The organism is Micromonospora coerulea (assembly GCF_016598485.1).
Lineage (GTDB): Bacteria > Actinomycetota > Actinomycetes > Mycobacteriales > Micromonosporaceae > Micromonospora > Micromonospora coerulea.
This window is the reverse complement of the sequence record NZ_JAEMUW010000004.1, coordinates 139,509-164,652: the sequence shown is the minus strand read 5'-3', so window position 1 is coordinate 164,652 and position 25,144 is coordinate 139,509. Positions and strand designations below refer to the sequence as shown.

34 protein-coding genes are annotated in these 25,144 nt (G+C 62.8%); 13 read left to right on the top strand and 21 right to left on the bottom strand.

The genetic code is table 11. The annotated features are described in order from the left end of the window. Nucleotides 1-4 precede the first annotated feature (4 nt). The 12 genes from I8N68_RS07450 (at nt 5) to I8N68_RS07395 (ending at nt 12,595) form a co-directional block, all read left to right on the top strand. Nucleotides 5-1,210, top strand: coding sequence for a phage major capsid protein (locus tag I8N68_RS07450; protein WP_200209114.1), 1,206 nt, complete (start codon nt 5-7; stop codon nt 1,208-1,210). Between the two features lie 292 nt (nt 1,211-1,502). After that, the gene (locus tag I8N68_RS07445; RefSeq protein ID WP_200209113.1) at nt 1,503-2,315 is read left to right on the top strand and encodes a hypothetical protein; all 813 of its coding nucleotides are present in this window, start codon (nt 1,503-1,505) and stop codon (nt 2,313-2,315) included. After that, nucleotides 2,312-2,737, top strand: coding sequence for a hypothetical protein (locus I8N68_RS07440; RefSeq protein ID WP_200209112.1), 426 nt, complete (start codon nt 2,312-2,314; stop codon nt 2,735-2,737). Before I8N68_RS07445 ends, I8N68_RS07440 begins: the two co-directional genes overlap by 4 nt. Before the next feature lie 28 nt (nt 2,738-2,765). After that, nucleotides 2,766-3,734 (top strand): phage tail tube protein, encoded by a 969-nt coding sequence (locus tag I8N68_RS07435; protein WP_267909537.1) that lies wholly within the window; start codon nt 2,766-2,768, stop codon nt 3,732-3,734. A 461-nt stretch (nt 3,735-4,195) separates the two neighbouring features. Beyond that, complete coding sequence (locus tag I8N68_RS07430) at nt 4,196-4,504, top strand: hypothetical protein (RefSeq protein WP_200209110.1); 309 nt, start codon at nt 4,196-4,198, stop codon at nt 4,502-4,504. Nucleotides 4,505-4,630: 126 nt separating this feature from the next. Then, complete coding sequence (locus I8N68_RS07425; protein WP_200209109.1) at nt 4,631-6,694, top strand: tape measure protein; 2,064 nt, start codon at nt 4,631-4,633, stop codon at nt 6,692-6,694. Continuing rightward, entirely contained in the window at nt 6,691-10,272 is a 3,582-nt protein-coding gene (locus I8N68_RS07420) for a hypothetical protein (RefSeq protein ID WP_200209108.1), read from the top strand. The genes I8N68_RS07425 and I8N68_RS07420 overlap by 4 nt, the downstream gene beginning before the upstream one ends. Nucleotides 10,273-10,341: 69 nt before the next feature. Further along, on the top strand, nt 10,342-10,860 hold the full coding sequence (locus I8N68_RS07415; RefSeq protein WP_200209107.1) for a hypothetical protein: 519 nt from the start codon (nt 10,342-10,344) through the stop codon (nt 10,858-10,860). Next, nucleotides 10,857-11,189 carry a hypothetical protein gene (locus I8N68_RS07410; RefSeq protein WP_200209106.1) on the top strand — a complete coding sequence of 111 codons (333 nt, stop codon included), beginning with the start codon at nt 10,857-10,859 and terminating at the stop codon, nt 11,187-11,189. Before I8N68_RS07415 ends, I8N68_RS07410 begins: the two co-directional genes overlap by 4 nt. Continuing rightward, nucleotides 11,189-12,028 carry a peptidoglycan recognition protein family protein gene (locus I8N68_RS07405; protein WP_200209105.1) on the top strand — a complete coding sequence of 280 codons (840 nt, stop codon included), beginning with the start codon at nt 11,189-11,191 and terminating at the stop codon, nt 12,026-12,028. The genes I8N68_RS07410 and I8N68_RS07405 overlap by 1 nt, the downstream gene beginning before the upstream one ends. A gap of 25 nt (nt 12,029-12,053) precedes the next feature. Next, a complete protein-coding gene (locus I8N68_RS07400) occupies nt 12,054-12,344 on the top strand; it encodes a hypothetical protein (RefSeq protein ID WP_200209104.1) in 291 nt (96 codons plus the stop codon). Then, nucleotides 12,341-12,595 carry a thioredoxin family protein gene (locus I8N68_RS07395; protein ID WP_200209103.1) on the top strand — a complete coding sequence of 85 codons (255 nt, stop codon included), beginning with the start codon at nt 12,341-12,343 and terminating at the stop codon, nt 12,593-12,595. Before I8N68_RS07400 ends, I8N68_RS07395 begins: the two co-directional genes overlap by 4 nt. A gap of 65 nt (nt 12,596-12,660) precedes the next feature. Here the strand turns inward: I8N68_RS07395 and I8N68_RS07390 are convergent, their stop codons facing one another. From I8N68_RS07390 to I8N68_RS07315, 16 genes are all read right to left on the bottom strand, one after another. After that, nucleotides 12,661-13,131, bottom strand: coding sequence for a WhiB family transcriptional regulator (locus tag I8N68_RS07390; protein WP_200209102.1), 471 nt, complete (start codon nt 13,129-13,131; stop codon nt 12,661-12,663). A 150-nt stretch (nt 13,132-13,281) separates the two neighbouring features. Beyond that, entirely contained in the window at nt 13,282-13,449 is a 168-nt protein-coding gene (locus tag I8N68_RS07385; protein ID WP_200209101.1) for a hypothetical protein, read from the bottom strand. Between the two features lie 146 nt (nt 13,450-13,595). Beyond that, a complete protein-coding gene (locus I8N68_RS07380; RefSeq protein ID WP_200209100.1) occupies nt 13,596-13,763 on the bottom strand; it encodes a hypothetical protein in 168 nt (55 codons plus the stop codon). 1 nt (nt 13,764) lies between these two features. Next, entirely contained in the window at nt 13,765-14,199 is a 435-nt protein-coding gene (locus I8N68_RS07375; RefSeq protein WP_200209099.1) for an Rv1352/Rv1906c domain-containing protein, read from the bottom strand. Nucleotides 14,200-14,324: 125 nt separating this feature from the next. Further along, nucleotides 14,325-14,579 (bottom strand): hypothetical protein, encoded by a 255-nt coding sequence (locus I8N68_RS07370; protein WP_200209098.1) that lies wholly within the window; start codon nt 14,577-14,579, stop codon nt 14,325-14,327. A 254-nt stretch (nt 14,580-14,833) separates the two neighbouring features. After that, nucleotides 14,834-15,136, bottom strand: a complete 303-nt coding sequence (locus tag I8N68_RS07365) for a hypothetical protein (RefSeq protein WP_200209097.1) — start codon at nt 15,134-15,136, stop codon at nt 14,834-14,836. Nucleotides 15,137-15,214: 78 nt separating this feature from the next. After that, nucleotides 15,215-15,421 (bottom strand): hypothetical protein, encoded by a 207-nt coding sequence (locus tag I8N68_RS07360; RefSeq protein WP_200209096.1) that lies wholly within the window; start codon nt 15,419-15,421, stop codon nt 15,215-15,217. Between the two features lie 139 nt (nt 15,422-15,560). After that, nucleotides 15,561-15,959: a histone-like nucleoid-structuring protein Lsr2 gene (locus I8N68_RS07355; RefSeq protein ID WP_200209095.1), complete on the bottom strand. Its 399-nt coding sequence runs from the start codon at nt 15,957-15,959 to the stop codon at nt 15,561-15,563. A gap of 16 nt (nt 15,960-15,975) precedes the next feature. Continuing rightward, the gene (locus I8N68_RS07350) at nt 15,976-16,629 is read right to left on the bottom strand and encodes a DUF2637 domain-containing protein (RefSeq protein ID WP_200209094.1); all 654 of its coding nucleotides are present in this window, start codon (nt 16,627-16,629) and stop codon (nt 15,976-15,978) included. Nucleotides 16,630-16,913: 284 nt separating this feature from the next. Next, complete coding sequence (locus I8N68_RS07345; protein WP_200209093.1) at nt 16,914-17,087, bottom strand: hypothetical protein; 174 nt, start codon at nt 17,085-17,087, stop codon at nt 16,914-16,916. Nucleotides 17,088-17,527: 440 nt separating this feature from the next. Next, nucleotides 17,528-17,773: a hypothetical protein gene (locus I8N68_RS07340; protein WP_200209092.1), complete on the bottom strand. Its 246-nt coding sequence runs from the start codon at nt 17,771-17,773 to the stop codon at nt 17,528-17,530. 161 nt (nt 17,774-17,934) lie between these two features. Next, nucleotides 17,935-18,186: a hypothetical protein gene (locus I8N68_RS07335; protein WP_200209091.1), complete on the bottom strand. Its 252-nt coding sequence runs from the start codon at nt 18,184-18,186 to the stop codon at nt 17,935-17,937. A gap of 168 nt (nt 18,187-18,354) precedes the next feature. After that, complete coding sequence (locus I8N68_RS07330) at nt 18,355-18,621, bottom strand: hypothetical protein (protein WP_200209090.1); 267 nt, start codon at nt 18,619-18,621, stop codon at nt 18,355-18,357. A 67-nt stretch (nt 18,622-18,688) separates the two neighbouring features. Then, nucleotides 18,689-19,006 carry a hypothetical protein gene (locus I8N68_RS07325; RefSeq protein WP_200209089.1) on the bottom strand — a complete coding sequence of 106 codons (318 nt, stop codon included), beginning with the start codon at nt 19,004-19,006 and terminating at the stop codon, nt 18,689-18,691. Between the two features lie 140 nt (nt 19,007-19,146). Next, on the bottom strand, nt 19,147-19,359 hold the full coding sequence (locus I8N68_RS07320; RefSeq protein ID WP_200209088.1) for a hypothetical protein: 213 nt from the start codon (nt 19,357-19,359) through the stop codon (nt 19,147-19,149). Nucleotides 19,360-19,891: 532 nt separating this feature from the next. Next, nucleotides 19,892-20,563, bottom strand: coding sequence for a SprT-like domain-containing protein (locus I8N68_RS07315; protein ID WP_200209087.1), 672 nt, complete (start codon nt 20,561-20,563; stop codon nt 19,892-19,894). A 217-nt stretch (nt 20,564-20,780) separates the two neighbouring features. On the opposite strand from I8N68_RS07315, the gene I8N68_RS33540 reads away from it, so the two are divergent. Beyond that, entirely contained in the window at nt 20,781-20,909 is a 129-nt protein-coding gene (locus I8N68_RS33540; RefSeq protein WP_267909536.1) for a hypothetical protein, read from the top strand. A gap of 113 nt (nt 20,910-21,022) precedes the next feature. On the opposite strand, the gene I8N68_RS07310 is transcribed toward I8N68_RS33540, so the two are convergent. The 5 genes from I8N68_RS07310 to nrdJ form a co-directional block, all read right to left on the bottom strand. Beyond that, complete coding sequence (locus tag I8N68_RS07310) at nt 21,023-21,424, bottom strand: deoxycytidylate deaminase (RefSeq protein WP_200209086.1); 402 nt, start codon at nt 21,422-21,424, stop codon at nt 21,023-21,025. Further along, nucleotides 21,421-21,573 (bottom strand): hypothetical protein, encoded by a 153-nt coding sequence (locus tag I8N68_RS07305; RefSeq protein ID WP_200209085.1) that lies wholly within the window; start codon nt 21,571-21,573, stop codon nt 21,421-21,423. Before I8N68_RS07305 ends, I8N68_RS07310 begins: the two co-directional genes overlap by 4 nt. 55 nt (nt 21,574-21,628) lie before the next feature. Further along, nucleotides 21,629-21,928 carry a hypothetical protein gene (locus I8N68_RS07300; RefSeq protein ID WP_200209084.1) on the bottom strand — a complete coding sequence of 100 codons (300 nt, stop codon included), beginning with the start codon at nt 21,926-21,928 and terminating at the stop codon, nt 21,629-21,631. A 168-nt stretch (nt 21,929-22,096) separates the two neighbouring features. Continuing rightward, a complete protein-coding gene (thyX, locus tag I8N68_RS07295; RefSeq protein WP_200209083.1) occupies nt 22,097-22,705 on the bottom strand; it encodes an FAD-dependent thymidylate synthase in 609 nt (202 codons plus the stop codon). 259 nt (nt 22,706-22,964) lie between these two features. Continuing rightward, entirely contained in the window at nt 22,965-25,082 is a 2,118-nt protein-coding gene (gene nrdJ, locus I8N68_RS07290; protein ID WP_234038988.1) for a ribonucleoside-triphosphate reductase, adenosylcobalamin-dependent, read from the bottom strand. Nucleotides 25,083-25,144 lie beyond the last annotated feature (62 nt).

Genomic DNA, 25,144 nt, shown 5'->3' with positions numbered 1-25,144 from the left:
TCTAATGGACTACATCGAGCTTGCTAACGCTGCTCTTGAGAAGCGGGCGCGGGCGTTTGCGGAGCTGCGCGCGGTCCAGGGTGACGCCACCCTGACTGACGCGGCCCGGGACGAGCGTTCCGAGCGGATCAACACTGACATTGCCACTCTTGGCCGTGAGGCTGAGGGCCACATCCGTTCGGCTGAGCAGGAAGTCGAGCACCGGGAGCTGAACGCTCGGGCGGCCAACCTGGCTGGCAACCGTGACCAGCGCGGCCAGGGCCGGGACGAGTCGGCGGAGCTTCGCTCACTGGCTCTGGGCAAGGTGTCTGAGGTCAACTTCGACCTCCGTACCGCCACCACTGGTACTGCCGGTAACGCGGGTAACACCAAGCAGACCACCTTTGTTTCTCAGGTGCTTGAGGCTATGCGCAACCGTAGCCAGTTCTTCGGCCGGGCCCGGCTGATGACCACCGCCGGTGGTGAGGTCATGGAGTGGCCGATCAAGAACGCTCTCAACCCGGCTACCGCTCCGGTTTCGGGTGCGGCCCTGGTGTCTGAGTCTCCGGGTACTTACCCCAAGGGTGACCAGGCGTGGACCAAGACCAACATTGGCGCGTATAAGTACGGTGTCATCGTTGAGGCTACTCAGGAAATCGTGACTGACTCGGCCCTGCCGATTCTGTCGATCCTGGCGGCGGACGCTGGCGAGGCTGTCGCGGACGCGGTTGTTGCTGACCTGCTGCTTGGCAACGGCACCAACAAGCCGGCGGGCTGGTCCTTCCGGGCGGCCACCTCGGGCGTCAACGCTGCCAACCTGGCGGGTATCACGTTCGCTAACCTGCTGGACCTTCAGTACAGCCTTACCGCCCCCTACCGGCGGAACGGCGTTTACATGTTCAACGACGCTGCGGTGCCGGTCCTGTCCAAGATTGTTGACGGCACGGGTAACTACATGTGGCGTCCGAGCGTGCAGGCGGGCGAGCCGGACACCATCTGGGGCAAGCCGGTTCTCACTGACCCGAACCTTCCGATCGTTGGCGCTTCGGCCAAGGCGGTTCTGTTCGGCGACCCGTCCAAGTACCTGATCCGTCAGGTTAACGGCCTCAAGGTCACCCGCTCGGATGAGTACGGCTACGACCGTGACGTTGTGGCCTTCAAGGTCATGTGGCGCGGCTCGGGCGACCTGTTCGACCTGAACAGCGTTAAGGCTCTGACCGTTACCGCCTAATAGGCAACTAGGACCGGGGCCCACCTTTCGGGGTGGGCCCCCTTCCTTTTCCTAAACGACGATAACGGGAGGTGTCTTCATGAAGGTTCGGATCATTCGCACGGTCCCGGGTTGGGTGAATTTCGTTCACCTGGCGGCCGGCACTGAGCATGAGCTAGAGCAGGCAACGGCCATCTCCCTATTGGGAGACGGTTACGCGGAACTGGTTGATGACGTGGTGGGCCGGGCTACCCCCAACCGGGAGACGGCAGAGAAGCGGCCAGGACGCCCCCGTAAGACGGAGGGCTAAGCCGTGGGCCGATTCCTGAGCGGCCGGGTGGTCAACCTGGCACACACGTTCCTTGACGATGAGACGGCCCTTACCCCGGCGGCGGTCACTGTGACCATCACCCGGGCTGGTGCCACCAGCTCCACCGCTACGGGGACGGCCACCAAGACGGGGAGCGTTTACACGTACTCCCCCGGGATGCTTACCCCTGGCGTTTACACGGTTCGTTGGGACGGCGGGGCTACCGCCGTGGACGTGGAGACGGTGGAGGTTGTCGGCGGCTACGTCTTCACCATCCCGGAGCTACGGGCCTCGGATGAAGACCTGACGGTTGCCCGATACCCGGCGGCTGAGGTTCGCCTCACCCGGGAAGTGGTTGAAGCTGAGTTTCAGCGGATTACCGGCCGGAGCTTCACGCCCCGTACGGCCTTTCTAAGCCTCTCTGAGCTTCCGGAGTGTGGCGACCCACTCCCCTTCCTTGACGTGGCCTCTGTGACCACTACAGGGGGCACCGCGGCCTCCCTCGCGTTTGAGCGTGTGGGCCCGTTGGCCTTTATGCCAGAGCTGCCGGATGGCGCTACCGGGATTGAGGTTGTCTACGGCTTCCAGTCAGTGCCTACAGGCATTAGCCGGGCGGCCAAGCTTTACGCCCGGTGGCTGCTGTTGGAGGAACGTTCCAGCATCCCGGACAGAGCCACCAGCTTTCAGCCGGCGGACGGCGGCACCTACACCCTGGCTACCCCGGGGCGTGCCGGTTCCGAGACTGGCATTCCGACCGTTGACGCGGTGCTTGACGGCTTCCGCTTCAAGCTCATTGAGGGGGTTTCCCTCGGGTGAGTACCAAGGCGGTTGCAGTCAAGACGGCCCTTAAGGGCCTGCTGGACGGTATGGCAATTACGACGCTGGACAACGTACAGGTTACCTACGGGTTCCCCACCCGGTCCCCGGAACGGAAGTGGGCGGTTGTCGGGGAAGTCCGGTGGGACACCGCCGATTGGGCGACCAACCGGAGCCGTACGGAAACGTTCGCTGTCTCCGTCATTTTCTCCGTACAGACAGCCGGCGGCACGTCCGCCGAATGCGAGGCGTACGCAATCCAGCTAGCGGCGGAGTTTGAATCCCTGGTGTCTGCTGATCCGTCGATTGGTGGGCGGTGCATCACTAGCACGTTCACCCCTAAGAGCCTGAAATCTTGGCCGATTGACGGCGCGTACGAAAGCCAGTTTGAAACTGAGGTCAGGGCATCCGCCCGGCCCTGAAATCAAAGTAAGGATGGTTTGAGGGCTGATGGCCTCTATTCACGATAGCTACCTTGGCATGGCGGAGGAAATCACCTACGGCACCGCCGTTGCCCCTGTCCGATTCCTTGAGATGGTCAAGGAAGGCATCAAGGGCAAGTATGAGCGGATCGACTCGGAGGCATTCCGGGCCGGTCAGCGTGTCTTGCACAAGGACCGTTTCCAGCCGAACCCCAAGGGTGCGGAGGGTGACATTGACCTTGAGGGCATGGACAGCACTCTTGGCATGCTCTTTAAGCACTCCATGGGCGCGTTTTCCTCGGCTGCCCCTGTCGGCGGCTTCACTACCCACACGTTCACCGTTGGTGACCTCAAGGGTAAGAGCCTGACGGTTCAGGTTGGCCGTGTCGATAACACGGGCACCCTCTACCCGTTCACCTACGAGGGTGGCAAGGTTGCCAGCTTTGAGCTGTCCAACGCGGTTGATGGTGTGCTCAAGGCTCAGTTCTCCCTTGACTTTGAAAAGGAGACGATCGGGGCCGGCGCTGGTGCGTACGCGGCCAGCACCCCCACCTACACCACCACGGGCCAGCTCTTTACGTTCGTGGGCGGCACCGTGGACGTTGGCGGTGCCCCGTTCGGCGTCTCTGACGTTTCGTTCAAGGGCGATAACCAGCTCAAGACTGACCGTTGGCTTTCGACCGGCAAGCGTGAGCCGCTGGAAGAGGGCATGCGCGAATACGAGTTTGAGCTTAAGGGTGAGTTTGAGGGCCTGGCCCACGCTAACCGGGTTGCGGCTGCTGTCGCCTCCGGCGCTATCGCCTCGGTCACGCTCACTTGGGCAAGCCCTCAGGGCGGACAGCTCACGGTGACCATGCCGGCTAGCCGGTTTGATGAGGGTGACGTCAACTTTGACGGGGCCAAGATTATTGAGCAGGGCCTCAAGGGAATTGTCCTTTGGGATGGCGCGGCTTCCCCGGTGACTATCGCCTACAAGACCAAGGATGCCACCCCGTAAGGCTGCCACGTTCTCTGGCGGTTCGATTCAGATTGAGGGACTACGGGATTTCAACCGGGCCCTCAAGCAAGTTAGCGACCAGTACCCGAAACAGGTAAAGGACGCTAACTACGACCTGGCACGCGAGGTTGCCACCCGGGCTAAGACGCGGGCAATGGGTGAGGGTGGGAGTGCCCGGAAGGCTGCTGCAAGCCTCCGGGCCTCCCGCTCCGCCAACGCTTCCGCCGTTTCCGGTGGTGGCCCCCGGTACCCGTATTTCTGGGGTGCCGAATTCGGGTCTAAGCGATACGGCCAGTTCAAAGCGTGGCGCGGCAATCAGTGGGGCGGCTGGGATGGCGGCCCCGGTTACTTCCTGCATCCGACGATTCGTAACGACGCTCGGAAGCTCATTGACGACTACATGAAGCGGCTTGACGAGTTGGCCGCTGAGGCATTCCCCGGATAGAACGGAGCGTTTAAACGTGGACCTGAGGATTAACCCCGATGACCTGACCCTTGGTGACCTTGAGGATTTCGAGGATTTCACCGGCAAGAGCATTGACGAGGCGATTAAGCCCGTTCCGGTTCTTGACGATGAGGGCAAGCGGACCTTTGACGAAAAGGGCCGCCCGGAGATGACCGTAAAGGTTTCTACCAAGGCGATTATCTGCCTGGTCTGGCTGACTCAGCGCAAGGCTAACCCTGACTTCACCGTTGCTGACGCCCGAAACGTCAAGGTGACTTCCCTTGTCGTCGGCGGGGAGTCGGAGGCTGAGCAGGGAAACGGCTAGAGCGGCTTAAGGATCGGGCCGCATTCTGCCACTTCTACCGAATGACGCCGGAGGAAGCCCGGCGCTTGACGATTCTGGAATACCGGGCTTTCGCGGATTACATGCGCGATTATTTGGAGAAGCGTAGTGAGTGAAACTAGAACGCTTAAGGTCGTAATCGTCGGTAATGCCAAGTCGGCGGAGAATGCCGTTAGGAAGCTTGGCGGGGAAACGGAACACCTCGGCCGGCGGGCCAACGATGCCGGCGGGGCCTGGACCGGGTTTGGTGGGTCCATCCTCGCGGCCGGCGGTATGGCTGTTGCCGGCCTCGGGGTTGCGGCTGGTGCCGTGGGCATGCTGGGCATCAAGACTGCCGCCAACTTTGAAAACATGGAGGTGTCTTTCGGCACCTTGCTTAAGTCCAGTGCCAAGGCCAAGGAAGAAATGCAGTGGCTCAAGGAAAAGGCGGCGGCTACGCCGTTTGAGCTTTCAGACTTGACCAAGGCTGACCAGGTGCTACTTGGTTTCGGCTTCAAGTCAACTCAGGTGCGGCGAGACTTCGTTATGAACATGGGCGAAATGGCGGCGGCTGTTGGCCTCCCGTCATCCGCCCTCCCCGACCTTGGCAAGATTTTCGGCCAGGTCCACGCGGCCGGCGTGGTGGGCATGGAGGACATCAACCAGCTCATTGATAACGGCGTGCCTATCTGGGACATGCTGACGGCTGCCACGGGCAAGAGCGTTAAGGAACTCCGCAAGGAGATTGAGGCTCGGAAGCTGTCCGCCTCCACGTTTGAGAAAGCAACTCAGACGTACACCAAGAACAACTTTGCCGGAGCAATGGATAAGCAGTCACAGACGCTTAGCGGTCTGTGGTCCACGCTCAAGGACAATGTGAGCCTGGCGGCTATGGACATGGTTAAGCCGCTGGTCCCCATGATTAAGCAGTGGCTCCCCAAGCTTTCGGAGCTGGCGGCTAAGGCTGGCGTCACCATGACCACCAAGGTTATCCCGGCCGCTTCCAAGTTTGCTAAGCATCTCGGCGAGGTTGCCAGTTTCGTAAAGCGAAACTGGGACCTCATTGAGCCGTTCGTGGCTCAGCTTGCCGCCCTTGGTGTGATTATCGGCGTTGTCACGGTGGCAATGCGTATCTGGGCAGCCGTTCAGGCAGTTCTAAACGTGTTGCAGGCGGCCAACCCAATTGGCCTAATCATCATTGCGATTATCGCTCTCATTGCTGTTATCGCCTACCTCTGGAAGAACAACGAAACCTTCCGCAAGGTGGTAATTGCAGTCTGGAATGCGATTAAGGGCGCCGTTATGGCGGTGGTTAATTGGTTCAAGACGTACATTCCCCCGGTGTTTGCGGCTGTCGTTGCAGCCGTGAAGTTCTATTTCAACCTCTGGAAAACCATTATCCTAACGGTGTTCAACGCCGTTAAGGCGTACCTGATGTTTTTCTTCAACCTTTACAAAGCCATTTTTACTAAGGGTTGGGCGGCAATCAAGGCGGTAACGTCTGCCGTTTGGAACGCCATTAAGGCGGTTCTGTCCGGGGTGTTCAACTTCATTAAGGGTGTCATCAGCCGGAGCATCAACGGCTGGAAGGCCATTATCTCCGGGGCCTGGAACGCCATTAAGTCCCTGACTTCCTCGGCCTGGAATGCATGGGTGAACATCATTCGCTCTGTCATTGGTAAGGCCATGGCCCTTGTCACCGGCATCAAGAGCAAGGTCATGGGTGCCCTGTCGGGCGCTTACGGCTGGCTCAAGTCGTCCGGGGCAAAGATCATTGACGGCCTGGCAGACGGCATCCGGGCCGGCATGGGCAAGGTCAAGGACGCGGTTAAGGACGTTCTAGCGGGTGCGCGTCGGCTGCTCCCGTTCTCTCCCGCAAAGGAAGGTCCCTTTAGCGGCAAGGGCTGGACGCTGTATTCCGGCCGGAGCATCCCGGAGGCACTGGCTAAGGGTATTGCCAGCCGGCGGGGCCTGGTGGTGAAGGCAACCCGGGGCATGGTCAAGGGTGCCCACCCGGGCGGCCTGTACTCCCGGTCGCTTGCGGCTGCCAACTCGCAGCATGGCGCAAACGTCGTCGTTCACGTTGGCGGACACGTCACGGCTGAGCGGGATTTGGCAAAGGCAATTGCAATGACTGTTCGGGATGAGATTTCCCGAAACGGTAAGCGGAATGGAGGTTTTACGGGGCTGTGAGTGATACAACCGTTTACGCGGAAGTAGGGTTTGACTCCAAGGTCAGTGACACCCTGGTTCAGTGGACCGACGTTACCGATTACGTCAACGCGATTGCTGGCAAGCGGGGCCGGACGTACGAGCTGGACAGGATTGAGGCTGGTACGGCCAAGCTGGAATTTGATAACGCGGATGGCCGATTCACTCCGGGCAGCGATTGGCTGCCCGTGCTGTCCGAGTATTTCGGGGCGGTCCAGGGTTCCGCCTCCACCACGGGGGCGGACACGTCGGTAATGGCTGGCTCGGGCCGGTTCTACGTTCAGAACGTAGCCGGTACCGGGGCGAGCATTACGCCTATGACTGAGGGGGGCGTCAAGGTTGACGCCCCCCGGGGCCTTTACCGGCGGTTCAACCTGTTCCACAACCCGTCCGCTGAGGGTGCGAACGGGTGGGGGTTCTTTGCTCAGTTGGCCGGTAGCGGTTTCGATACGGCACAGTCCTTCCGGGGTACCCGTTCCTGGAAGGCGATTACCAACGGCACCACCGGCGGCGGCTACGTGTCCAGCAACCCGGGCACCGTTGCCGGCGGGCGTACCTATACGGCCTCCATGTATGTCTACTCCACGGTTGCCGTGCAGATTACGCCGGTCATTGAGTGGAAGGATGCCGGCGGAACAAAGCTCCTGCCTTCCGCTAGCGGGGCCCCGGTCGCCATTCCGGCGGCCACCTGGACCCGTGTAGACGTTACGGGCACCGCCCCCGCTGGTGCGTCCCTGGTGACCCTGACGGGCTACACCACGGGGACGCTCCCGCCCTCCGGTACGCCGGTCTGGTACGACGCTGCCCATCTTGAAGAGGGTTCGTCGCTACTCACGTACTTTGACGGCACCACTACCGGCAGCTTTTCCTACGGGTGGGTTGACCCGGCATCTCCGCACAACAGCCTTTCGGCTCAGTCGGACACGGGCGCGACGCTTAAGGGCATGCTTGACGTTAAGGTGCCAGCCGGTCAGCTATTCAAGGTGACCGCAAAGGTTCGGGCCTACATCACTGGCGGCACGGGGAAGGCTCAGGTTCGTATCCGCAAGTATTGGGCGGACGCGGCAGGCAACCTCAGCCCGCTTGAAGACGCGGCCATGATCCCCTCTAACGGTTCATGGACGACGGTTACGGGCAGCTTCACTGCCCCCGATTTGGTGTCTACCCCGACGTATGACCACATGCGGGTAGCGGTTGTCATTATCCCCGCTACCGTTGGGGAGAACGTCTACCCGCTCACGGCGGAGCTTGCCTCCATCCGGGTTCAGGCTGCGGCCCCGTACGCGGGGAAGGTGAAGCCCCGTAAGCCGGTCCGGGTGTACGGCGTGGCGGACGATAACCGGCTACACGTTGACGCTGTGAACGCAAACCGTTTAAACACTGACGGCCTGTGGCGGTGGAGCCTTAACCCCTCATTCCATGACGTGACCGAGGTTGATTGGTGGTCTGATTGGGCCACGATCGGCGGCCGGGACGTGTTTTGGATGGACTCATGGGACCAGGGAAACACCATGTTCCTCCCGCACGCGGAAGGGGATGCCGACGCTATCCCCGTAAAGAAGGGTGACGTTGTTACCTTCTCTGCCAAGGTTGGGAACACTGCCGATAGCGGCACTGACGGCCGGGTGCGGCTGTGCGTGGTTGCCGCCCTGTACGGCGAGGAACTTTGGAACAACCGGGCCAACGGTGCCTGGTTCACCGCTAACCCTGGCGTTCTGAACGCCTCTGAGATTTCATGGACGGCCCCGTGGGACGGTGCCGTGAAGGCTCAGGTTCAGTGCGAGTCGCTTACGGCCCTTCGGGCGTCCTGCTATGTGGCTGACCTCAAGGTGCGTGTAAACGGTGGCACGTCGGCTATCGCTGAGGTGTCGGGCACGTTCCCCGTTTTCCGGGGCTACGTTGAACGCTGGACGCAGGAATACGACTCCACGCTATCCACGGTCACGGTTGAGTGTGTGGACTCTACGGCCGTTCTGACGGCCCCGATTGACACCCTCTACCGTTCGGGCATCCGTGGCTGGCTTGAGGGCGTGGAGGCTACCCCGGGCCAGGTGTCGTACTGGCCTGGCGTTGAGGGCGAGGATGCCACCCAAGCTAGCCCCGTAATCGGAACCGCCCCCCTCAAGGTGAAGCAAGCGGAGTTTGCCCCTGAGTCTTACGGGTTCACCACTGAAAAGGTGATGACGTGGAGCGACGGTGAAAACTCCGGCGGCTTCACTGTCGGTGAGAGCAGTACCGACAACAAAAAGGGTGCGGCCCTTGAGTGGTCGCGGGATTACCGCCCGGACATTGGGCGGCCCTCCCGCACTGAGGTTGACCTCTGGTACAAGCCTACCGACCTGGCCGTTAAGGCTTACCTGTGGGAAGCCTTCGTCAATACGTCTCAGGTGCATTCGCAACTGTGGGTCAACACTGACGGGTCAATTGAGGCGGTCAGCTACAGGAATGACGACACGGGCACGATTACGTGCAAGTCGGCGGCTGGTGTCATTGTGGCTGGCAAGTCCCATCACATCAACCTAGAGGTTACGGTCGCCACCAGCACCTACACGCCTACGTTGACCATCACCGTTGATGACAGCCCGGTTGCTTTCAACTTCATGTCAAACAATGGCCCCTACCCGGCTCCCCGCATTTCGCGGGCGAACTTCGGGGCTCACCTCACCACGTACGCCAACGGTAACCGCGTCTACTGGAATACGATTCGCGGAACCATCGCGCACATGATGGTTCTGTTTGACCTCCCCGGCGGGTTGCATACCACCATTCACCAGTACGCACAGGACACGTTCACTGAGCGGGAGACGTACCGCTTTACGCGGGTGCTGGACAACGTGGGCTGGAAGGGCCCCCGGATCGTTGATCCGTGGCAATCCATCCTGGCTATCCCCCGTTGGAATCAGGGCACGGACGGCCGTTCAGTGCTGGACGCTACGGCGGAAAGTGCCGGCGGCATGTTCTTTGTCGGGCCGGCGGGTGAGGCTATCTACCAAAACCGGCAGCGTCGAATCGGGGCCCCTGCCGTTTACACGGTGCGGGAATGGAACCCTGGCCTTCGTTTCGAGATTGACGACAGCCAGCTATTCAACAGCATTCGGGTTGAACGGGCCTCCGGGTTGTACCGGGTGGCGGAGGATGCCGAAAGCATCGCTGAGTACGGGGCCAAGGCGCTAACCCTGGTGCGGGACGTTGCCGATCCGTTGGAGATTGAAGACGCGGCCTGGTGGACGCTTCACCGCTACGGCACCCCGGTTCCCCGGTGTGACACGTTGCAGATTGCCGCCCACACCCTGAACGGCAGCACTGACGGGCCCCTCCGGGCCCTGGCGTACGGGGCGAGGCTGTCTGACCGGGTTTCCCTGGTCGACCTCCCCGACACCGCCCCGGCGGACCAGCTCGGGTTCTTCGTTGAGGGCATCCAAGTCAACATCGTTCGGGACGGTTCCGTTTGGCGGTGGGTTACCACCCTGGCCGTTTCCGACGCGAGGCGGTCTGACGCATGGGTTTTGGAAGGTGATTCCGGAACCCTGGACAGTGAGTCTTGCGTCGCAATCTACTAGCTAGCCACCAATAGAGGGGGGCCCTTTCGGGGGCCCCCTTTTGTGTGCCCAAATTCGGGAGGTTCCCCTATGGCTATTCCCGTTCTTTCGGGCTTTCAGGCAGGCGAAAAGGTCACTGCCGCAAAGCTGAACGAACACACTAAGCAGGCCATTGAAGAGGCGGTCTATTACAAGCCGTTCTGCCATTTGCAGAACGCCGCCCCTCAGCTACTCGCGTCCAGCACTACTAACACCATGGTAAGCGTGCCGACCATCATTGAAGACACGGAAGGCATGGCGGCTACCGCTAACAGGATCACCATTACTGCGGCGGGCCTTTACCGGGTCACCTTTCAAATGGCGTTCAACAATAACGCCGCTGGTGCGCGAGGCATGTTCCTTTGGAAGAACGGTGCGACAACCGCCGCCGCCGTTATCCCGGCCGCTGGCGGCACTATCGGCACTAACTGTGGCGGCGCTAAGACAATGCGGCTGAACGTCGGTGACTTTTTGCAGATCGGCGGGTGGCAGACCTCCGGCGTCGGCACGGTCGGTTTCGACACCGCTAACGGTGGCTGTTACCTACAGGCTGAGTGGGTTTCCTTGTGAGCTGGCTTGCGATTGCCGGTGTCATTTGGGGCAGCATCGCAACCGTTGGCGCTATTGCTGCCGCATTCATTCGGTGGCGTTCCACCTCTGATGAGACTACGGCGGCCCTCTGGAAAGAGGAAGCGGAGGCGTGGAAGGCACGCGCTATCCGGCTGGATGAGTCTTTCTCCGCCCTTGAAAAGCGGGTGGACCACCTGGAATCCGAAAACAAGATGCTCCGGGCCCTTCACGACAACCGCGAGGAAATGAACGCCCTACGGGATGCGATCACCTCCGGATTCTCCACGCTTTCCAATCTTCTCATTGCCCACCAAGTAAAGGGGGAGTAATGGCCCGTTTCTCGGGTGCTATCTATCTCGGTCCGCCTCGGGGCTACGGCAAGTCCGGGGCTACCAAGATGTATGTAGCCATTCACAACACCGCCAACGATGCCACGCCCAAGGCGGAGGCGAATTACGCGATGAACCGGACCGATTCGGTTTCCTCGCATTTCTACGCTGACCCGGTAACGGTCGTCCAGTCGCTAGACACCAGCCTTGACGCCTGGCACGCGGGTTCCCGGACGGGTAACTCCCGGGCTATCGCGTGGGAGCTGGTCGGCGGCAACGCCTGGACGGAAGCCTACTGGCGGAAGGTCATTGACCGTATCGCCCCGGTGCTGGCTCAGGTCTGCAAGGTCCACGGGATCACCCCTCAGTTCCTCACCACGGCTCAGGCTCGGGACGGTAAGACCACCGGGTTTGTGACGCATAACGACATGCGGATTGCGTGGGGTGGCACCACCCACACGGACCCGGGCCCCAACTTCCCCAAGGCGTACTTGGTGGAGGCGGTTAAGCGGGCCATGGCCGTTGACGCCCCTACTGAGGTCATCCCGCCGGTTAAGCCGGCTCCGGTTCCTACCCCGGTGCCTAAGCCGGCCCCGGCCCCCTCTACCGATTGGACGGTAAAGCTCATCATGTCGCTTCCTACGCTCCGGGTTGGTGCCAAGGGCCAGGTGGTCAAGAACGTTCAGGGGCTACTGAACGCCCACGGCTACCGGCTGACCGTTGACGGGGATTTCGGCCCCGCCACTGACAAGGCGGTTGAGGCGTTCCAGCGTGCCCGGCGGCTGACCCCGGACGGTGTGGTTGGCCCCGCTACCTACACCGCCCTTATCGTCCGATAACTTAAGTTAGGAAGGTTTAAACGCTATGCGGTTTGTTGCCTACATCAAGGACAACCCGGTTGTCCTGCTGGACCTGGTTAAGTACGTCCTTGCGGCCCTGGTGCTGTTCGGTCTGCCGATTCCCCCGGGCATTGACGTTGTGGTTGCTGGTGCCGTCCTGGCGGTGCTGACGCTGGTTACCCGGGCCAAGGTGGTTCCGGTGGCTAAGCACGACCTGGCCGTTGAGGACGCTCTCAACACCACGGCCCCTACCCCGGAGGTGACCGGGGAGGCTGACTACCTGGCCCAGCTTGAGGGCACGGACACCGCCCGGTGACCCGGGTTCTCCGCTTCACCGCTACGTGGTGCGGCCCCTGTAAGACGTTGGGCCCGGTGGCGGACGCGGTGGCGGCCCGGCACGGTGTCCCGGTGGAGGTCGTCGACGTGGACGGCTCCCCGGAGCTGGCGGCCCGCTACCGCGTGCGGTCCATCCCCACGGTGGTACTGCTGGACGGCTCGGATGTCGTTTACACGGGTTCCGGGCAAGCCCTTGTTACTGGCCTCAATGCGGCCCTAGACGCCCGCTAAACGAATGAACCCCCCGACCCGGGTAACTCCCGGGCGGGGGGGCTTTTCGTCGTTGTGGGGCCGGCTCAGGCGGCCATACCGGCGGCCTGAGTGATTCGGTTGACGGCCCGGTAAACCTGGTTCCGGTCGTAGCCGGTACGGCGGCCAATCTCGGCCAGCGTCAGCCCGTCCGCCCGGAGGGTGGAAACCTCGGCGTCCATCTCGGCGTACGTGTGGCTACCCTCCATCCGCTTAGCTACCGCCCAATAGGCCAGGCCGGTAGCGGCGGCAACTTGCGCCGGCGTTTCGTGGCCCCGCTCGGCGGCCAGCTCTACAACCGTAGTGAAGGCGTGAACCCGGAACCGGCTAGCCGGCGTAGTGGCCTTGAAGCGGGCAACGGCCCGGTCAAGCGGGGTGCTTCCGCCCCACACGCCGTATTCCTCGGCCTGGCCCTTGATGCGGCAACCGTCCACCAGGGGGCACCCGGCGCACACCGTGGCGGCCTCGGCCTCACGGGTGGGGTCAAAGAACATGTCCGGGTTGCTCTGGCAGCTCATGTCTGGATTCCCTTCCTAACTTTCCCTTGCCGACGTACAAACCTTACCTTGCCGGGTTTCCGCTGGTCAAGCGGGGTGCCTGTGACCGGGGCCACAGGCCGCGGCCGTTTACACGGGGCACGAAAAAGGGGCCCCGGAGGGCCCCTCTTCTCAGTACCCGTAGACCCAGCGGCGGGCCTCGCGGTAAGCGTCGCTGTGGATGTCGGGCTTCCACTCCGCCGGAGGGGTGTTGCGGGCCAGCTCGGCGGCGGCCTCAATGTCGGCGGTGTTGTCGTAGCTGCCAGCCTCGGCCATCAGCTCAGCGAGAATGTCGCTCATGTCGTACCCCTTTTTAGTTGTTCCTTGCTGACATGGACAACTATACAGACCCAACCTTCCCGCGTCCAATCCTGGACCGTGTAAACGCTGTGACGTGGGGCACAAAAAGAGGGGCCCCGGAGGGCCCCCCTGCTTGCTGTTACCGGCTAGTCAATCTTGGTCCATTCCTGCGGCTCCCCCAACGCTTCCCGGAGGGTGTTTAGCCGGATGTCGTGCATGGTCACGGCCACCCGGTCCCGGGCTAGCGCGCACCTGTTCCGCTCGCCCACGATGCGGGCCATGATGAACCGGATTCGTTCTTCAAGCTCGGTCATGTCAGCCAATCTTCTGCCAGACGCCGCAACGGTTCGTCTCGAAATCCTGCCCCTTTTTCAAGGTCACCCGGGGCAGTCCACCGCTCACAATGTCGTTCTGAATGATGTTCGCCCCGTTGCTGCCGGTCTTGGTGATGGACCAGTAACAGCCGGCGGACGGGTCCACCTTTTCAACCGTCCGGTAGGTACCGGCGGGCACGTCGGACCCTACGGTCCAGGTGCCATCCTCAATGGTGGGGATCGGCGGCTTAGCCGGCTTAGCCGGAGCGGCCGGCTTGCTGGCGGCCTGGCTGGCGGAGGGCTTCACGGCGTCCGTCACGGCCACGCTCGGGGCGGCTTTCTCCGCCCCCGTCTTGCTGTCGCTCCCGGCTCCGCCGCAAGCAATCCCGGTTAGGGCCAGGGCCAGGAAACCGGCTCCCACAATCGTTTTGCGCATTCCCTTTTTTCCTCCGTACGGGGGCTGATCTTGCCGTGCCGGAGGAACGTACACCCCGTAAGGTCTGGACGTCAAACCAAACCCGTTTAAACGGCTTGGGGGCCCCCGTAGGGGCCCCCGTTACCTCAATCCTTCCAAGGGCTGCTGGTGCTGTTTACACGCTGCCCCCGGTAGCCCCCCGGCTTGCCGGGAGCGTTGTGCATGTACGTGTCAACAATCTTGTAGGACCGTCCCGCGTACTGCCCGGCGTGCCAGTCCTGGCGGCTCACAACCACGGTGTAGTAATCGATTCCGAACCCGCCGTCAGGGGCAATCGAACCCTGTTCGTAGCGCATCTCGGAAACCTCGGTCATGGTCCGCTTGTCCTTGACGCTCTGCATGTCTTTCCCCTTTTTTGTTTTCAACCCCGGGCTGACACTCCGGGTGGGAATCCCCAACCGCCGGACCTCTTGCGACCGGCGGGAGCCAATTGGTGGGGACTCCCTCTGTGCGGCTGGGCTCCTTGCTCGCCCCCGTATCCATAACTATACAGACCTAACCTTGCCCTGTCTACTCCGCAGCCGTTTAGACGGTGTGACCCGGGCCACAAAAAAGGGGACCCCCTCCGGGGCCCCCTTGCTTGCTGGTGCGGCTGTCAGTCTCCGGCTTCCTCCCGGACCAGCCGGTCATACTCCCCGCCCGTCCAGACGGTGGCGGCTCGGTACTCCCCCGGCTCCCCCACGGCGTCCAGGGCCCCCGCAACGATCCCGTAAGCCATCCCGAGGGCATCCGGAGGGCCGGCGGCCCCCACGGTCACCGTCACCCACACCCGGGCATCGTGGGTCCGCATAGCTACTTCATGGGTGGCAAGCCGCCCGCCCACGGCGTCCAGCTTCACCACGTCGGCAGGCTCCCGGCTCAGCGTCTCCACCTGGATTTCAACCACGTACTCAGTCACTCTGAATCCTCCAAACCGTGTAAACGCTTTTAGTCCGTACAAGGGGAAAAGGGGCCCCCGGAGGGGCCCCCTGACTTTCTACCACACAACCCCGATCCGCTTAGCGTCCTGGCGGTTGTTCGGCATGCACAGCCCGTGAGTGTTCCGGGTGATCCAAGCCTTGCGGTTGCTCCCGTCCTTGGCCCAGATGAACCACCCGTGAGTGATCGTCTGAACCCTGAACCCCTGAGCCTCCGCCAGCTTGACAATTTCAACCGGCGTCTTGGGCATCTTGGCCTTTGCCATCTTTTCCCCTTTGTAGTTTTCAAGCTGTCCGCGTTCCCCGCTGACAAGATTTATTATGTCAGACCAAACGTTCCCGCGTCAACTTCAAACCTACCTATCGGGGAAAAAGTTTGGGCCCAGTTTCCCGGGCCCTCCCCCGCTACTTGCGCTTGGCAGCCTTCCCGGCCGGCTTAGCCGGCGTCTCCGGGGCCTGGCCCCGGTTCCGGTACGCCTCCACCACGTCCACCGGGATACGGCCACGCTCGGAAATCTCGTAGCCGGCGGCCTTGGCCCATTCCCGGATGGCCTGGTTATCCTCCCGGCTAGCCTTCCCGGCCCCCGGGCTGGTCCCCCGGGCAACCCGGGCCACGCCTCCGCCGACACGGCCGGTACGGCTACCGGCGGCAACGTACGGGGCGAACGCTTCCCGGAGGGCCACCGCGTTTTCGTCGCTAACGTCAATGCTGTAGGTCACACCGTCTAGGGCAAACTCCACCGTCTGGGAAGCCTCCCCACCGTCGATGTCGTCAACCAGCCTGGTAATCACCTGACGCGCCATTACTGCTCTCCCTGTCTCAGACCGCTTGCGCGGCCATGGTCTGCCAGAACTGCCGACGCTCCGGCGTCTTGGCCTCATCCGCAAGCCGTAGGTACGCCTCCGGGCTAGCCAGGGCGGCCCGCTTGCGCGGCTTGCTGGTCCGGGTGCCTTCCGGCTCCGGCTGGTCGGCAATCTCCACCGGCTCCGGCTGGTCCGCCTCCGGCTGGTCCATGGGGGCCGGAGAAACCGGGAACATGTCGGCCAGGGTGTCAAACTCCGGAACCTCCGGAACCTCCACCGTGGCGACCAGCTCCGCCGCACGGGCGGCAGCCCGGTCGGCCAGTCCGGCAACGATAATGAACATGTGAACCGATAGCGGGATACAGATTACGGGCACGGCCCGTACAACCTCAACCGGGACACTCTGGGGAACACTGTTGGCCCACAGGCTGTAAGAGAAAGCCGCAAGGCCAACCGTCCAGGGGTACCACGCCCCGCGCTGTCCGTGGCGGAGGAAAGCGGCCAGGGTGGCAATCGTGGTGAACCCCTCAACGATCCCGGGGTAAATCCACGCCAGGTCCCCGTAACCAGCCCGGAGGGCCACCGCGTACAGCTTGGCAAAGCTGAGGACGAAAGCCCCCACCGTGAGCAACAGCACCCCGGCCCCGGTAACCCTGGTAAGACCCTTCACGGCTGGTCCCTTTCTCCCTGTTCCCTGCTGACACCCTTAACGATACACACCTAACCTACGGGGGTCAAATCGGGGGGAGCCTATCGGCCGTTAGCCCGGGAGATTTCCTGCCGAATCTTGCGGGTGGCCTGCTCATACTTCCGGGCCCGCTTGATGGCGTCCCGGTCGGTGCCCTTGATAGTGCGAGACATGCTGTAAACCTCCCTGGCTGGTTCATTCCCTGACGCTTCAAACCTTAGCATGCCCCAACGGGAAAGGGGGCCCCGGAGGGCCCCCCGACCCGACTAGCGGGCCATCTCCATTTCAGCATCCCGGATCAGAGACTCGGCATCCGCCAGGGCGTCAGTCCAGTAGTCCCGGAAAGCCGCCTCAGCCGCGTCGGCCAGGGCGTCCAGGCATTCCGCCCGGCGGGTGGTCTGAGCCTTGAGAACCTGACGAGCGTTTCCCTTGGTGACCATTTCGTTCCCCTTTTGTTTTGTGGTGTTCCTTGCTGCACCTATAACTATACAGACCTAACCATGGTCTGTCTAATCCGGGGACGTGTAAACGGTGTGGCGTAGGCCACAAAGGGGAAAGGGGCCCCCGGAGGGGCCCCCACTACTACGGCGTAGGCGACGGGCTACCGGCCCCGATAACGCCACCCAACCCGCACAGGCCACAACAGGCCAGGATTCCGAGGATGGGCACCACGGCCAGGGCAATCCATACCCATACGGCCACCTTGCCGGCCCGGATGAGTCCGGCAGCCTCGCCCATGACCGGGTTAGCCGGCGGGTACTGCTGGTGGGGCGGACGGGGCCCGTAGGGCGGCGGCGGGGGCGGCGGCTGGTAAGTCATGGCGGAGCCTTTCAGAGAGGTTGAGAGGGGTCGGCGGGGGCCCCGGAGGGCCCCCACCGTGTCAGCTAGCGGCAGCCAGGTTCCGCACCATGTCCGCCACCAGCTCCCGCCCGAGGGCGGTCACCGTGTCCCCGACGAACCGGACCATTACCGGGGCCCAACCAGCGGCCAGGGCCTCCGCCCGAGCGTCACCGGCGGCCAGGGCCACGGCGTCCAGTACGTCCGCCCCGTCCAGGATGTGACCGTAAATCGCATCGGTCATCCGGGCCCGGAGGTCGGCGGGGAGGTGAGCGGTGTTGATTCGCATTGGCGTTCCCTTTCTTGCGGCTTCCCTTGCTGACATCTAAAGCTTACAGACCTAACGTTCCCATGTCCAGCCAAGGGCGCCGGATGTGGTCCAGGTCACAGGCCGCGGTGAGGTCCAGGAAACGGGGAAGGGGCCCCCCGGAGGGGGCCCCATTGTGGCCGTTAGCAGGTCTTGACCCTCGCCCCGTTCCGCCGCTGATCCTTGGCAATCCGGGGCATCTCTCCGGCCGCATCCGCCATGGTCAAGAAATTCTGAACGCTGACCACCCGGACCGGCTCCCCGGTGGCGTGGACCGTCTGAACGATCCGCGCCGGGCTGTCCAGGATGTGAACCACAAGGCGTCCATCCGGGAATCGCGCAGTGACCGTAGCCGGCGCATCGTTCGGAATCGGACCACCGTTGAACTGGAACATTCCCGCTCCCCTTTTTAATTTTCAACCCCGGAGGTTTCCCCCCGGGCCTTGCTGACACCTGTAACTATACAGACCTAACCTTGAGGCGTCCAGCCAGGGGGCGTGTAAACGGTGTGAGCTATCGCACAAAGAGAAAGGGGCCCCCGGAGGGGCCCCGTTCCCGGCTGGTTAGCGGTGCATGTCGGGGATGTCGATTACCTGGTAATCGGCCACCCAACCCGGGCCGTAGTTGCTGTCCCGCATGATGGCCCCGAGGGCGGCAGAGGCAACGTGATTCCGGAACGCCTCGTCAGAGGCGTACGCGGCCGGCGGCAGCGTCCCCGCGTAGCGGTCCATGGTCACGGTGGCCGTGCGGCCATCCTTGCCCTTGAAGGCAATCTGAACGCCCCGGAGAGTAAGCATCGTTTCCCTTTCGCTGCCCTGACTTGCTGACATGATGAGTGTATCAAACCAAACCTTGGGGGTCAAACCAGGGGCCCCCGGAGGGGCCCCCGGCCCGGGATTAGTTCCCGTTCGTGCAATCCCAGCAAGCGCAGGAGAGGAACCACCCGAGGTGACGGTAAACGTCCCGGGCACCCCGGACAACCAGCTCCGGGCGGCCCATCTGCTCACGCCACGCGAGCGGGAGGAAGGTAGCCCGGAGGGTGGCGTTGGACCGCTCCCCCACCACCAGGACCACGCCAGAGCCATCCTCCCGGGTCGCCACAACCTCCACCGCGCCCCGGTAGGCCGGAGTGATCCGGAGGGAGTAGCCGGCCACCCGGAGGGCGGCAACGGCGGTGTTGGTGGTGGTGATCGGGGCGGTGGTGGTGGCGTTCATTGTGACTCCCTTTGTTGGTGTTCCCTGCTGACATGACTAACTATACAGACCTAACCATCAGAACGGAAGCCGTTTACACGTTCTGTGGCTTAGCTCACTCCGGCGGATTGGGGCCCCCGAAGGGGCCCCGTTCCTGTTGGCTAGGCGTGGTCGGGGTTGGCCGCCCGGATAGCGTCGGCCAGTTCCTCCATCTGCCGCCGGTTCGCCTCGGTAAACTCCATCCCCTTCCGGATCATCTCCGGGCCGGTGGCCTCCACCATCTCGACCGCTCGGGCCTTGTCGCCCCCGAACAGGTCCCAGAGGATGATCCGGGCCGCGCGGGTCGGGTTCCAGGTGGTGGGCTGCGCGTTCATTTTTGTTTCCCTTCGTCGTGCTCCCTGCTGACAAGTAAGAATCTACCGGACCGTTTAAACGGAGTCAACTTTCCAGACCTTACGATGGGATACGTCACACGGGCTGGACAAAGCTTGTGTTTGTAACGTAGATTCATAGACGGTGGAGAAGGTTTGAAAATCGCCCCACACGGTCAAAGAAAGGGGCCCCCCGGAGGGGGCCCGCTCTAAGCCTCTCTAACGCTCACGGTAGCCCAATCCACATGGACCTTCCCGCCGTACACGTAGGCGGCCTCACGGGGCACTACGCGGCGGCTGTAGCGGCCTTCCCGCCAGACCTGGCCCCGGGTCATCCCCGCGTCATCCCCGGTCGCCTTGAAGTACACCCAATCCCGGGTAACCAGCTCGACGACCACGCGCACATGGGGCCCACGCTCCGGGAGCCAGTACGCCAGGCTTCCCCCGGTCAGTACCCATTGCCTCCGGCGGCTGTCGTACAACGCTCCGCCCTTCCGGGCCAGGGGGCCCCCGGAGGGGCCCCCGTTCCCGATCGTCACGCCTGCACCATCTCCGTACCGAGCGGGCAGGAAGGCATGCCCACGGCAACCCACTTGGCCGTGGTCCGGACCGTGTACCCGCCACAGCAGGACTCACCACCGGGGCAGACCAGCTTAAGCATCCGGGTGGTCTGAGTACCCGGGCCAGAGGAAATCTTGCCCTTGGGCGCGTCGCCACCGGCCGGCACCAGCTCCGGCGTACGGGTACGCATCCGGGAGGCGGCAGACAGGGCACCGTGCGGGTAGTCCCCGAGGCTGGCGGCAAGGGCCATCATTTCCGCCGCAAGCTCAATGGAAGGGTTGAGGGTCAGGAGGGAACCCGTGAAGCCAAACCGGGTGGCAGCCTCAGCAAACGCCCCCTTGTGGCCGTTGACGCAATCGTCAGCGGCGTGAATCAGCTCATGGAGCAGGCAGGCCAGAACCTTAGCCGTGTCGGCAACCTCCGGGCTGATGAAGAGGTGGTTAACGCCATCCTCGGAAGCCCGCCGCGCCCAGCACTGACCAAGGATGTTGGCGCTCTCCGCCTTGGTCCCGAACCCGAATCCCACGGAAACGTGGATGCGCTCCGGGAGGGGCATTCCGACCTCAACGAACCGGGGGCGGAAGACCTCAACCGCGCTGAGCAGCCAAGCTTCACGGGTCATCTGGGGGGCGATGTTCTCAGTCATTGTCTTGCCTTTCTGGTGGGGGGTGGTTGTTCCTTGCTGACAGGGAGAACATTACTCGGTTGTGTAAACGCTGTCAAACTTTCCAACCCTTAACATGGTGTGGCCTGGCTCACATCCCCCGGTATTGCGTTTAAACGTTCCAACACCTAAGCTTTAGATGTCAGCAAGACGGGGGCCCGGACGGGCCGCCGGTTGATAACTAAAAAGGGGATAGGGCATGGACCCTCAGGCGACCATTGACGCCATCTTTGACGCGCTCCGGGAGGGGCGTTGGGAAGACTTCCGGGAGCTGTGGATGGCCCTGGACGAGTGGAACCGCAAGGGCGGGTTCACTCCCACCGTGTAAACGGAAGGGGCCCCCCGGCATACGCCAGGGGGCCCCGGGAACCTCTCCGAGTGTCAGCAAGGAACGCCAGAAAGGGAAAAACTGGCGCTGTTGGTTCCGTGGTCAAGCTTAGCTCACGGGAGCGTGATAGCTCCACCGGGCCAGACCAGCCGGGCAATTCCAGCCGCTCTGACCAGCTTTCCGCACCCTTGGCACGGTTCATCCGTGACGTAGAGGGTGGACCCGAGGCAACCGTCACGGCCGGCGTAGATAACCGCGTTACCTTCCGCGTGGACCGCGTGACAGGAACCGGGGCCCGTGTCGTATGAGCTGCCAGGGTCAACCGTGGAGTTGCCCCGGGGGCACTCCCCCCGGAGGCAGCTAGGGCCACCAGGGGGAGAACCGTTGTACCCGGCAGCAACGATCCGGTTGTCTCTGACCACCAGGGCCCCCACCTTGCGCCGGGAACAGTCAGCCCGGAGGGCTACCGCCTGGACGATGGCAAGGAAGTAGTCATCCCAACCGGGCCGGCTCACTGAGCCTTAATCGCCAGCATCGAAAACTGGAACCCGGTAAGCGTGCCGGCCTCGTCGTATTCGGCGTAAGCCTGGTCCCAATCCTGAATGATGATCTGATACGGGGTGTCCCCGAAGAACCGCACACAAGCCGCGTGAGCGTTGGTCATCAGGTCCCCAAGGGTGGCACCTCGGATAGTCGCGCTAAGTCGCATGCTGTTTCCCCTATCTGTCTTGCCGCTCCCAAGCGGCAATTACCAGGTCTGCTAGTAGCCGCTCCGCCGTGTCATCCGTGATGTCCGGGTGAACGTAGGCGGCAACGAACCGCCCACCGGGAAACGCCAGTTTCTTAAGCCGGTAGTTGACTACCGACACGGGAAGGTCGTACAGGTACCGCATTTCATCCGTGGTGAGGTACAGGTCACGGAGTTTCGGCATCTCCGGCATGCTCACTACGTCACTCCGGGTCGCTATCCGCTCCCCGTGTTTCTTGCCTCCGAGGATGACGGCCCTAATCGGCTTCACTGGCCTTCCTCCAATCGGGAAAGGCCACCAACGGGCACCCACGTAGGGGCGTAGCCGTCGCCAACCGTGAGGGCATCCGGGAGGACGATTGCCCCCGGCAGCCCAACCCGGCTCTCAAGCCGGATCACCTGGCCCGTACGCATTCCGAACCGCACCCGGCTACCCCGCTCAAGCAACGGGCAACTCCGGGATGTCCTGGACGCTGTGGGGGGCCAGCTCCCGGAGGTGGTCCAGCACCAGCCCGGCAAACTCCCGGATTTCCGCGTCAGCGTCCGGGTGGTACCGCTTGCCGAGAACGTCCCGCCAGCAACGGAGGTTGCCAGTCACCACCAGGTCAACCGGGGTGGCATTGGGCAGGAACGCTCGGGCGGCCTCCCGGGCTTGCTTGATGGGGTAGCCCCGGGCAGTCAGGTACGCCACGGCCTGTTCGTAGTACGTCAGGGAATCCGCGTAGTGCATCATCAGGGCCGCGTACGGCCCGGAGGCAGGGACAGCGGCCAGGGCCGGCGGGATAACCGGGTTGGGGTGACTCTTGACCTGGTCCACGTACCGCTGACTTTCGACGCTGAAAGACAGGAAGCGGTGCCGCTCAAGCTCCACCAGCAGGGCCCGGGAAACGTCCTGGACAAAGAACGTCACCGAACCGTGTTCCAGTACGGAGTAATGCGCCTGGTCCAGAATGTTTGCCAGGTAGCCGGCGGTGGTAGCCGTCTCCGGCCGCTTACGGTCGTAAGCCTTGTAACAGCTCCGGCCGGCAAACTCCGCCAGGTGGTCCATGTCGGTAACGCCAAACTCAACGGCGGCTTCCGCAAACTTGGTACCCGCAACCAGCGGAGCAAGCCGGTTCCAGTCAATCAGGGAGTGAGCAATAGGGGTTACGCGCAACGTAAAACCTCCCTTGTCTTTGGGATGGGGAAACGGGGGCGGCAGAATGGGGGCCGGGCCACTCAGGGAACTTCCGGCCCCCACCGCTTTACTATCCAAACCTTACTATCAGCCAACAGGGCGCCGCGGGCTACTGCCCGGCTACGGGGGGTTACCTAACGGGGCAAGCCCCGGTGGCGCATTCCTCGTCCACGCTGTCAGCGATCGACGTAGGGGCGGTCAGCTCCGCCCACTGGTCATCCGTTAGCCGCTCGTACGGGGCCTGAGGGCGGCTCCCGTCGATCATCAGGGTTGTTCCCTTGAGGGTCGGCAGCCACCGGGCAAGCTCAGCCGCCACGGTGTTTACACGCTCCGGCGTAGGGGCCGGAGGGGTGGACTCACCAGCCGCCAGGGCGGCTAGCTGGTGCGGCTCCGCCGGGACGTTGACGGTAAAGCTGATGGCGTTGTCCGCGTACCGCTCCTGATAGAACGCCTGGTAAGCCAACATCCGCTCAAGCGGGATTTCGTCGGCAGACTCCACCAGCTCCCCCGGGTCCAGCCCCAACGCCTCCACCTCAGCCACAAGGCTTTCCGTCGTCGGAAACTCCACCACCCACGTATTGGCGGCGGCCCGGTCCGGCTCCGCCGTGTGGCCGGCGGCAACCAGCCGTAGCACCGTGGCCCACTGGTCCGGGTCCACGTCAGAGAACCTGACACGTCGGATGAACCGCCGGGCGTAGACAGGGTGGATGCCCTCCGTACGGCCAGCCAGCTTGGCAATCGTCCCCGTAGGGGCAACCGTGGTGACCTTGACCGGCTCCGGGATTCTGAGGGCAAAGCTGTAAGCCCTGGCCTCATCCCGGACGGCCCGGTAAAGCATGTCCAGCAGGGTTCCCGCGTACTCCGATTCCGGGACCCGTGTAAACGGAATGCCCATCTTGGAGAAGAAACCCTGAACCCCGAAATGCCCAACGCCAATCCGCCGCTGGTCCGCCAGCATGGCGGCCTGCTTGGGGTCGGTTACGTCCCCGTAGGTGGCCCGGATGAGAAAGCGGGTCATCAGGTGGTGGGCCTTCAACAGCCCTTCATGGTCAGCCTTGCCGGCTTCCTTGATAAAGGCGTCAAGGTTCACATGCCCAAGATTGCAATTCTCCCATTCACGTAGGGCAATCTCACCGCAAGGATTGGTGCAGATGACCGGGTTAGGCTCCCCCTCATTGCTCAGGGAGCTATTCCAATAGCCAGGCTCCCCGTTGGTGAGCATCCCGGTAACCACGGCCTTATGGACCCGCTCAGCGTGGTTGCGGTTACCCCGGCTCGGGGCACCTCCCCGGAGCTGGTCAAGGTGCCGGATGAATTCATCGTCAATCTCAACGCTTACGTTGGTGGTCCAGTGCTTAGCCGGGTCCGCCTTGCAGTCAATGAATTTGAAGATGAACGGATCGGCCCAATGGACCATAGACATTCGGGCACTCCGCCGGTTGCCACCGGCAACCACACACGCCCCGATTTCGTGGTCAATCTCCATGGCCTCAACCGGGTTGAGGTGCCCAACCTCCCGGCTAACCCCGTTCATCACCCGGCAGATGTTCTCCATCATTCGGGCGAACGGCAGAGGGCCGGAAGCCGTACCGCCAAACGTGCGGAGGGGGGAACCCTCCGGACGCACCCGGGACACGTCATACACGCGGTTAGCGTGCTTGACCTCAGCATCCGTCATGAAGGTGTCTAGCAGGTCCACCAGGGCGGCGGCCCATCCCTCCCGGGAGTCCTCCACCGGGTAGGCACCCGTCCACTCATGGGAGTAGTCAGCCGACAGCAGGCCGGCGGCCTGCATCTTGCCGTAGTCAGCGTGCGACGGGTCACACACAATGTGGGTGCGGAGCTGCCGGCGGGGGGCCCCATACGGCTCTAGGTAGTGGCTGGAATAGTTGCCACCCACCCCGCCACCCTCCATCAGCCTTGAAAAACTGAACTGGTAATGGTCGGAAAGCTTGGCACCCCACCCGGCAACGTGGCAGTTGAAAAGGTACTGACGGCCAGGAACGCCAGACGCCCAAAGGTGCCGACCAGCCGGGAGGATTTTGAAAGCCTCCATGTACTCCCGGAGGGTTGCCGCTTCATGCTTAAGCTCCGGCGTCCAGCGGTCAGGGTGGCCGTAGACAAGCGACATGTTGCCCTGGACCACGCGGGCCACAGTCTCGGGCCAGGCTTCCTTGCTGCCGTCATGCTTGGTCCGGGAGTAAGTGCGCTCATAAACGGTCTGCCCCGTGGGGCCCCAATTAGTCAAGGTGTGTAACTCCAATCCACCGGGCCCACCCCCGGAGGGGTGGACCCGACTACGTGTAAACG

What these genes read in the sequence shown, in the direction of transcription:
- I8N68_RS07405 (WP_200209105.1), top strand. Translation starts at nt 11,189, where the DNA reads ATGGCCCGTTTCTCGGGTGCTATCTATCTCGGTCCGCCTCGGGGCTAC.
- I8N68_RS07380 (WP_200209100.1), bottom strand. Translation starts at nt 13,763, where the DNA reads ATGACCGAGCTTGAAGAACGAATCCGGTTCATCATGGCCCGCATCGTG.
- I8N68_RS07435 (WP_267909537.1), top strand. Translation starts at nt 2,766, where the DNA reads ATGGCCTCTATTCACGATAGCTACCTTGGCATGGCGGAGGAAATCACC.
- I8N68_RS07335 (WP_200209091.1), bottom strand. Translation starts at nt 18,186, where the DNA reads ATGTTCCAGTTCAACGGTGGTCCGATTCCGAACGATGCGCCGGCTACG.
- I8N68_RS07355 (WP_200209095.1), bottom strand. Translation starts at nt 15,959, where the DNA reads ATGGCGCGTCAGGTGATTACCAGGCTGGTTGACGACATCGACGGTGGG.
- I8N68_RS07320 (WP_200209088.1), bottom strand. Translation starts at nt 19,359, where the DNA reads ATGAACGCGCAGCCCACCACCTGGAACCCGACCCGCGCGGCCCGGATC.
- I8N68_RS07375 (WP_200209099.1), bottom strand. Translation starts at nt 14,199, where the DNA reads ATGCGCAAAACGATTGTGGGAGCCGGTTTCCTGGCCCTGGCCCTAACC.
- I8N68_RS07390 (WP_200209102.1), bottom strand. Translation starts at nt 13,131, where the DNA reads ATGAGCTGCCAGAGCAACCCGGACATGTTCTTTGACCCCACCCGTGAG.
- I8N68_RS07385 (WP_200209101.1), bottom strand. Translation starts at nt 13,449, where the DNA reads ATGAGCGACATTCTCGCTGAGCTGATGGCCGAGGCTGGCAGCTACGAC.
- I8N68_RS07415 (WP_200209107.1), top strand. Translation starts at nt 10,342, where the DNA reads ATGGCTATTCCCGTTCTTTCGGGCTTTCAGGCAGGCGAAAAGGTCACT.
- I8N68_RS07315 (WP_200209087.1), bottom strand. Translation starts at nt 20,563, where the DNA reads ATGACTGAGAACATCGCCCCCCAGATGACCCGTGAAGCTTGGCTGCTC.
- I8N68_RS07370 (WP_200209098.1), bottom strand. Translation starts at nt 14,579, where the DNA reads ATGCAGAGCGTCAAGGACAAGCGGACCATGACCGAGGTTTCCGAGATG.
- I8N68_RS07325 (WP_200209089.1), bottom strand. Translation starts at nt 19,006, where the DNA reads ATGAACGCCACCACCACCGCCCCGATCACCACCACCAACACCGCCGTT.
- I8N68_RS07340 (WP_200209092.1), bottom strand. Translation starts at nt 17,773, where the DNA reads ATGCGAATCAACACCGCTCACCTCCCCGCCGACCTCCGGGCCCGGATG.
- I8N68_RS07400 (WP_200209104.1), top strand. Translation starts at nt 12,054, where the DNA reads ATGCGGTTTGTTGCCTACATCAAGGACAACCCGGTTGTCCTGCTGGAC.
- I8N68_RS33540 (WP_267909536.1), top strand. Translation starts at nt 20,781, where the DNA reads ATGGACCCTCAGGCGACCATTGACGCCATCTTTGACGCGCTCCGGGAG.
- I8N68_RS07360 (WP_200209096.1), bottom strand. Translation starts at nt 15,421, where the DNA reads ATGGCAAAGGCCAAGATGCCCAAGACGCCGGTTGAAATTGTCAAGCTG.
- I8N68_RS07450 (WP_200209114.1), top strand. Translation starts at nt 5, where the DNA reads ATGGACTACATCGAGCTTGCTAACGCTGCTCTTGAGAAGCGGGCGCGG.
- I8N68_RS07330 (WP_200209090.1), bottom strand. Translation starts at nt 18,621, where the DNA reads ATGTCAGCAAGTCAGGGCAGCGAAAGGGAAACGATGCTTACTCTCCGG.
- thyX (WP_200209083.1), bottom strand. Translation starts at nt 22,705, where the DNA reads ATGGACCACCTGGCGGAGTTTGCCGGCCGGAGCTGTTACAAGGCTTAC.
- I8N68_RS07345 (WP_200209093.1), bottom strand. Translation starts at nt 17,087, where the DNA reads ATGGTCACCAAGGGAAACGCTCGTCAGGTTCTCAAGGCTCAGACCACC.
- I8N68_RS07305 (WP_200209085.1), bottom strand. Translation starts at nt 21,573, where the DNA reads ATGACCAACGCTCACGCGGCTTGTGTGCGGTTCTTCGGGGACACCCCG.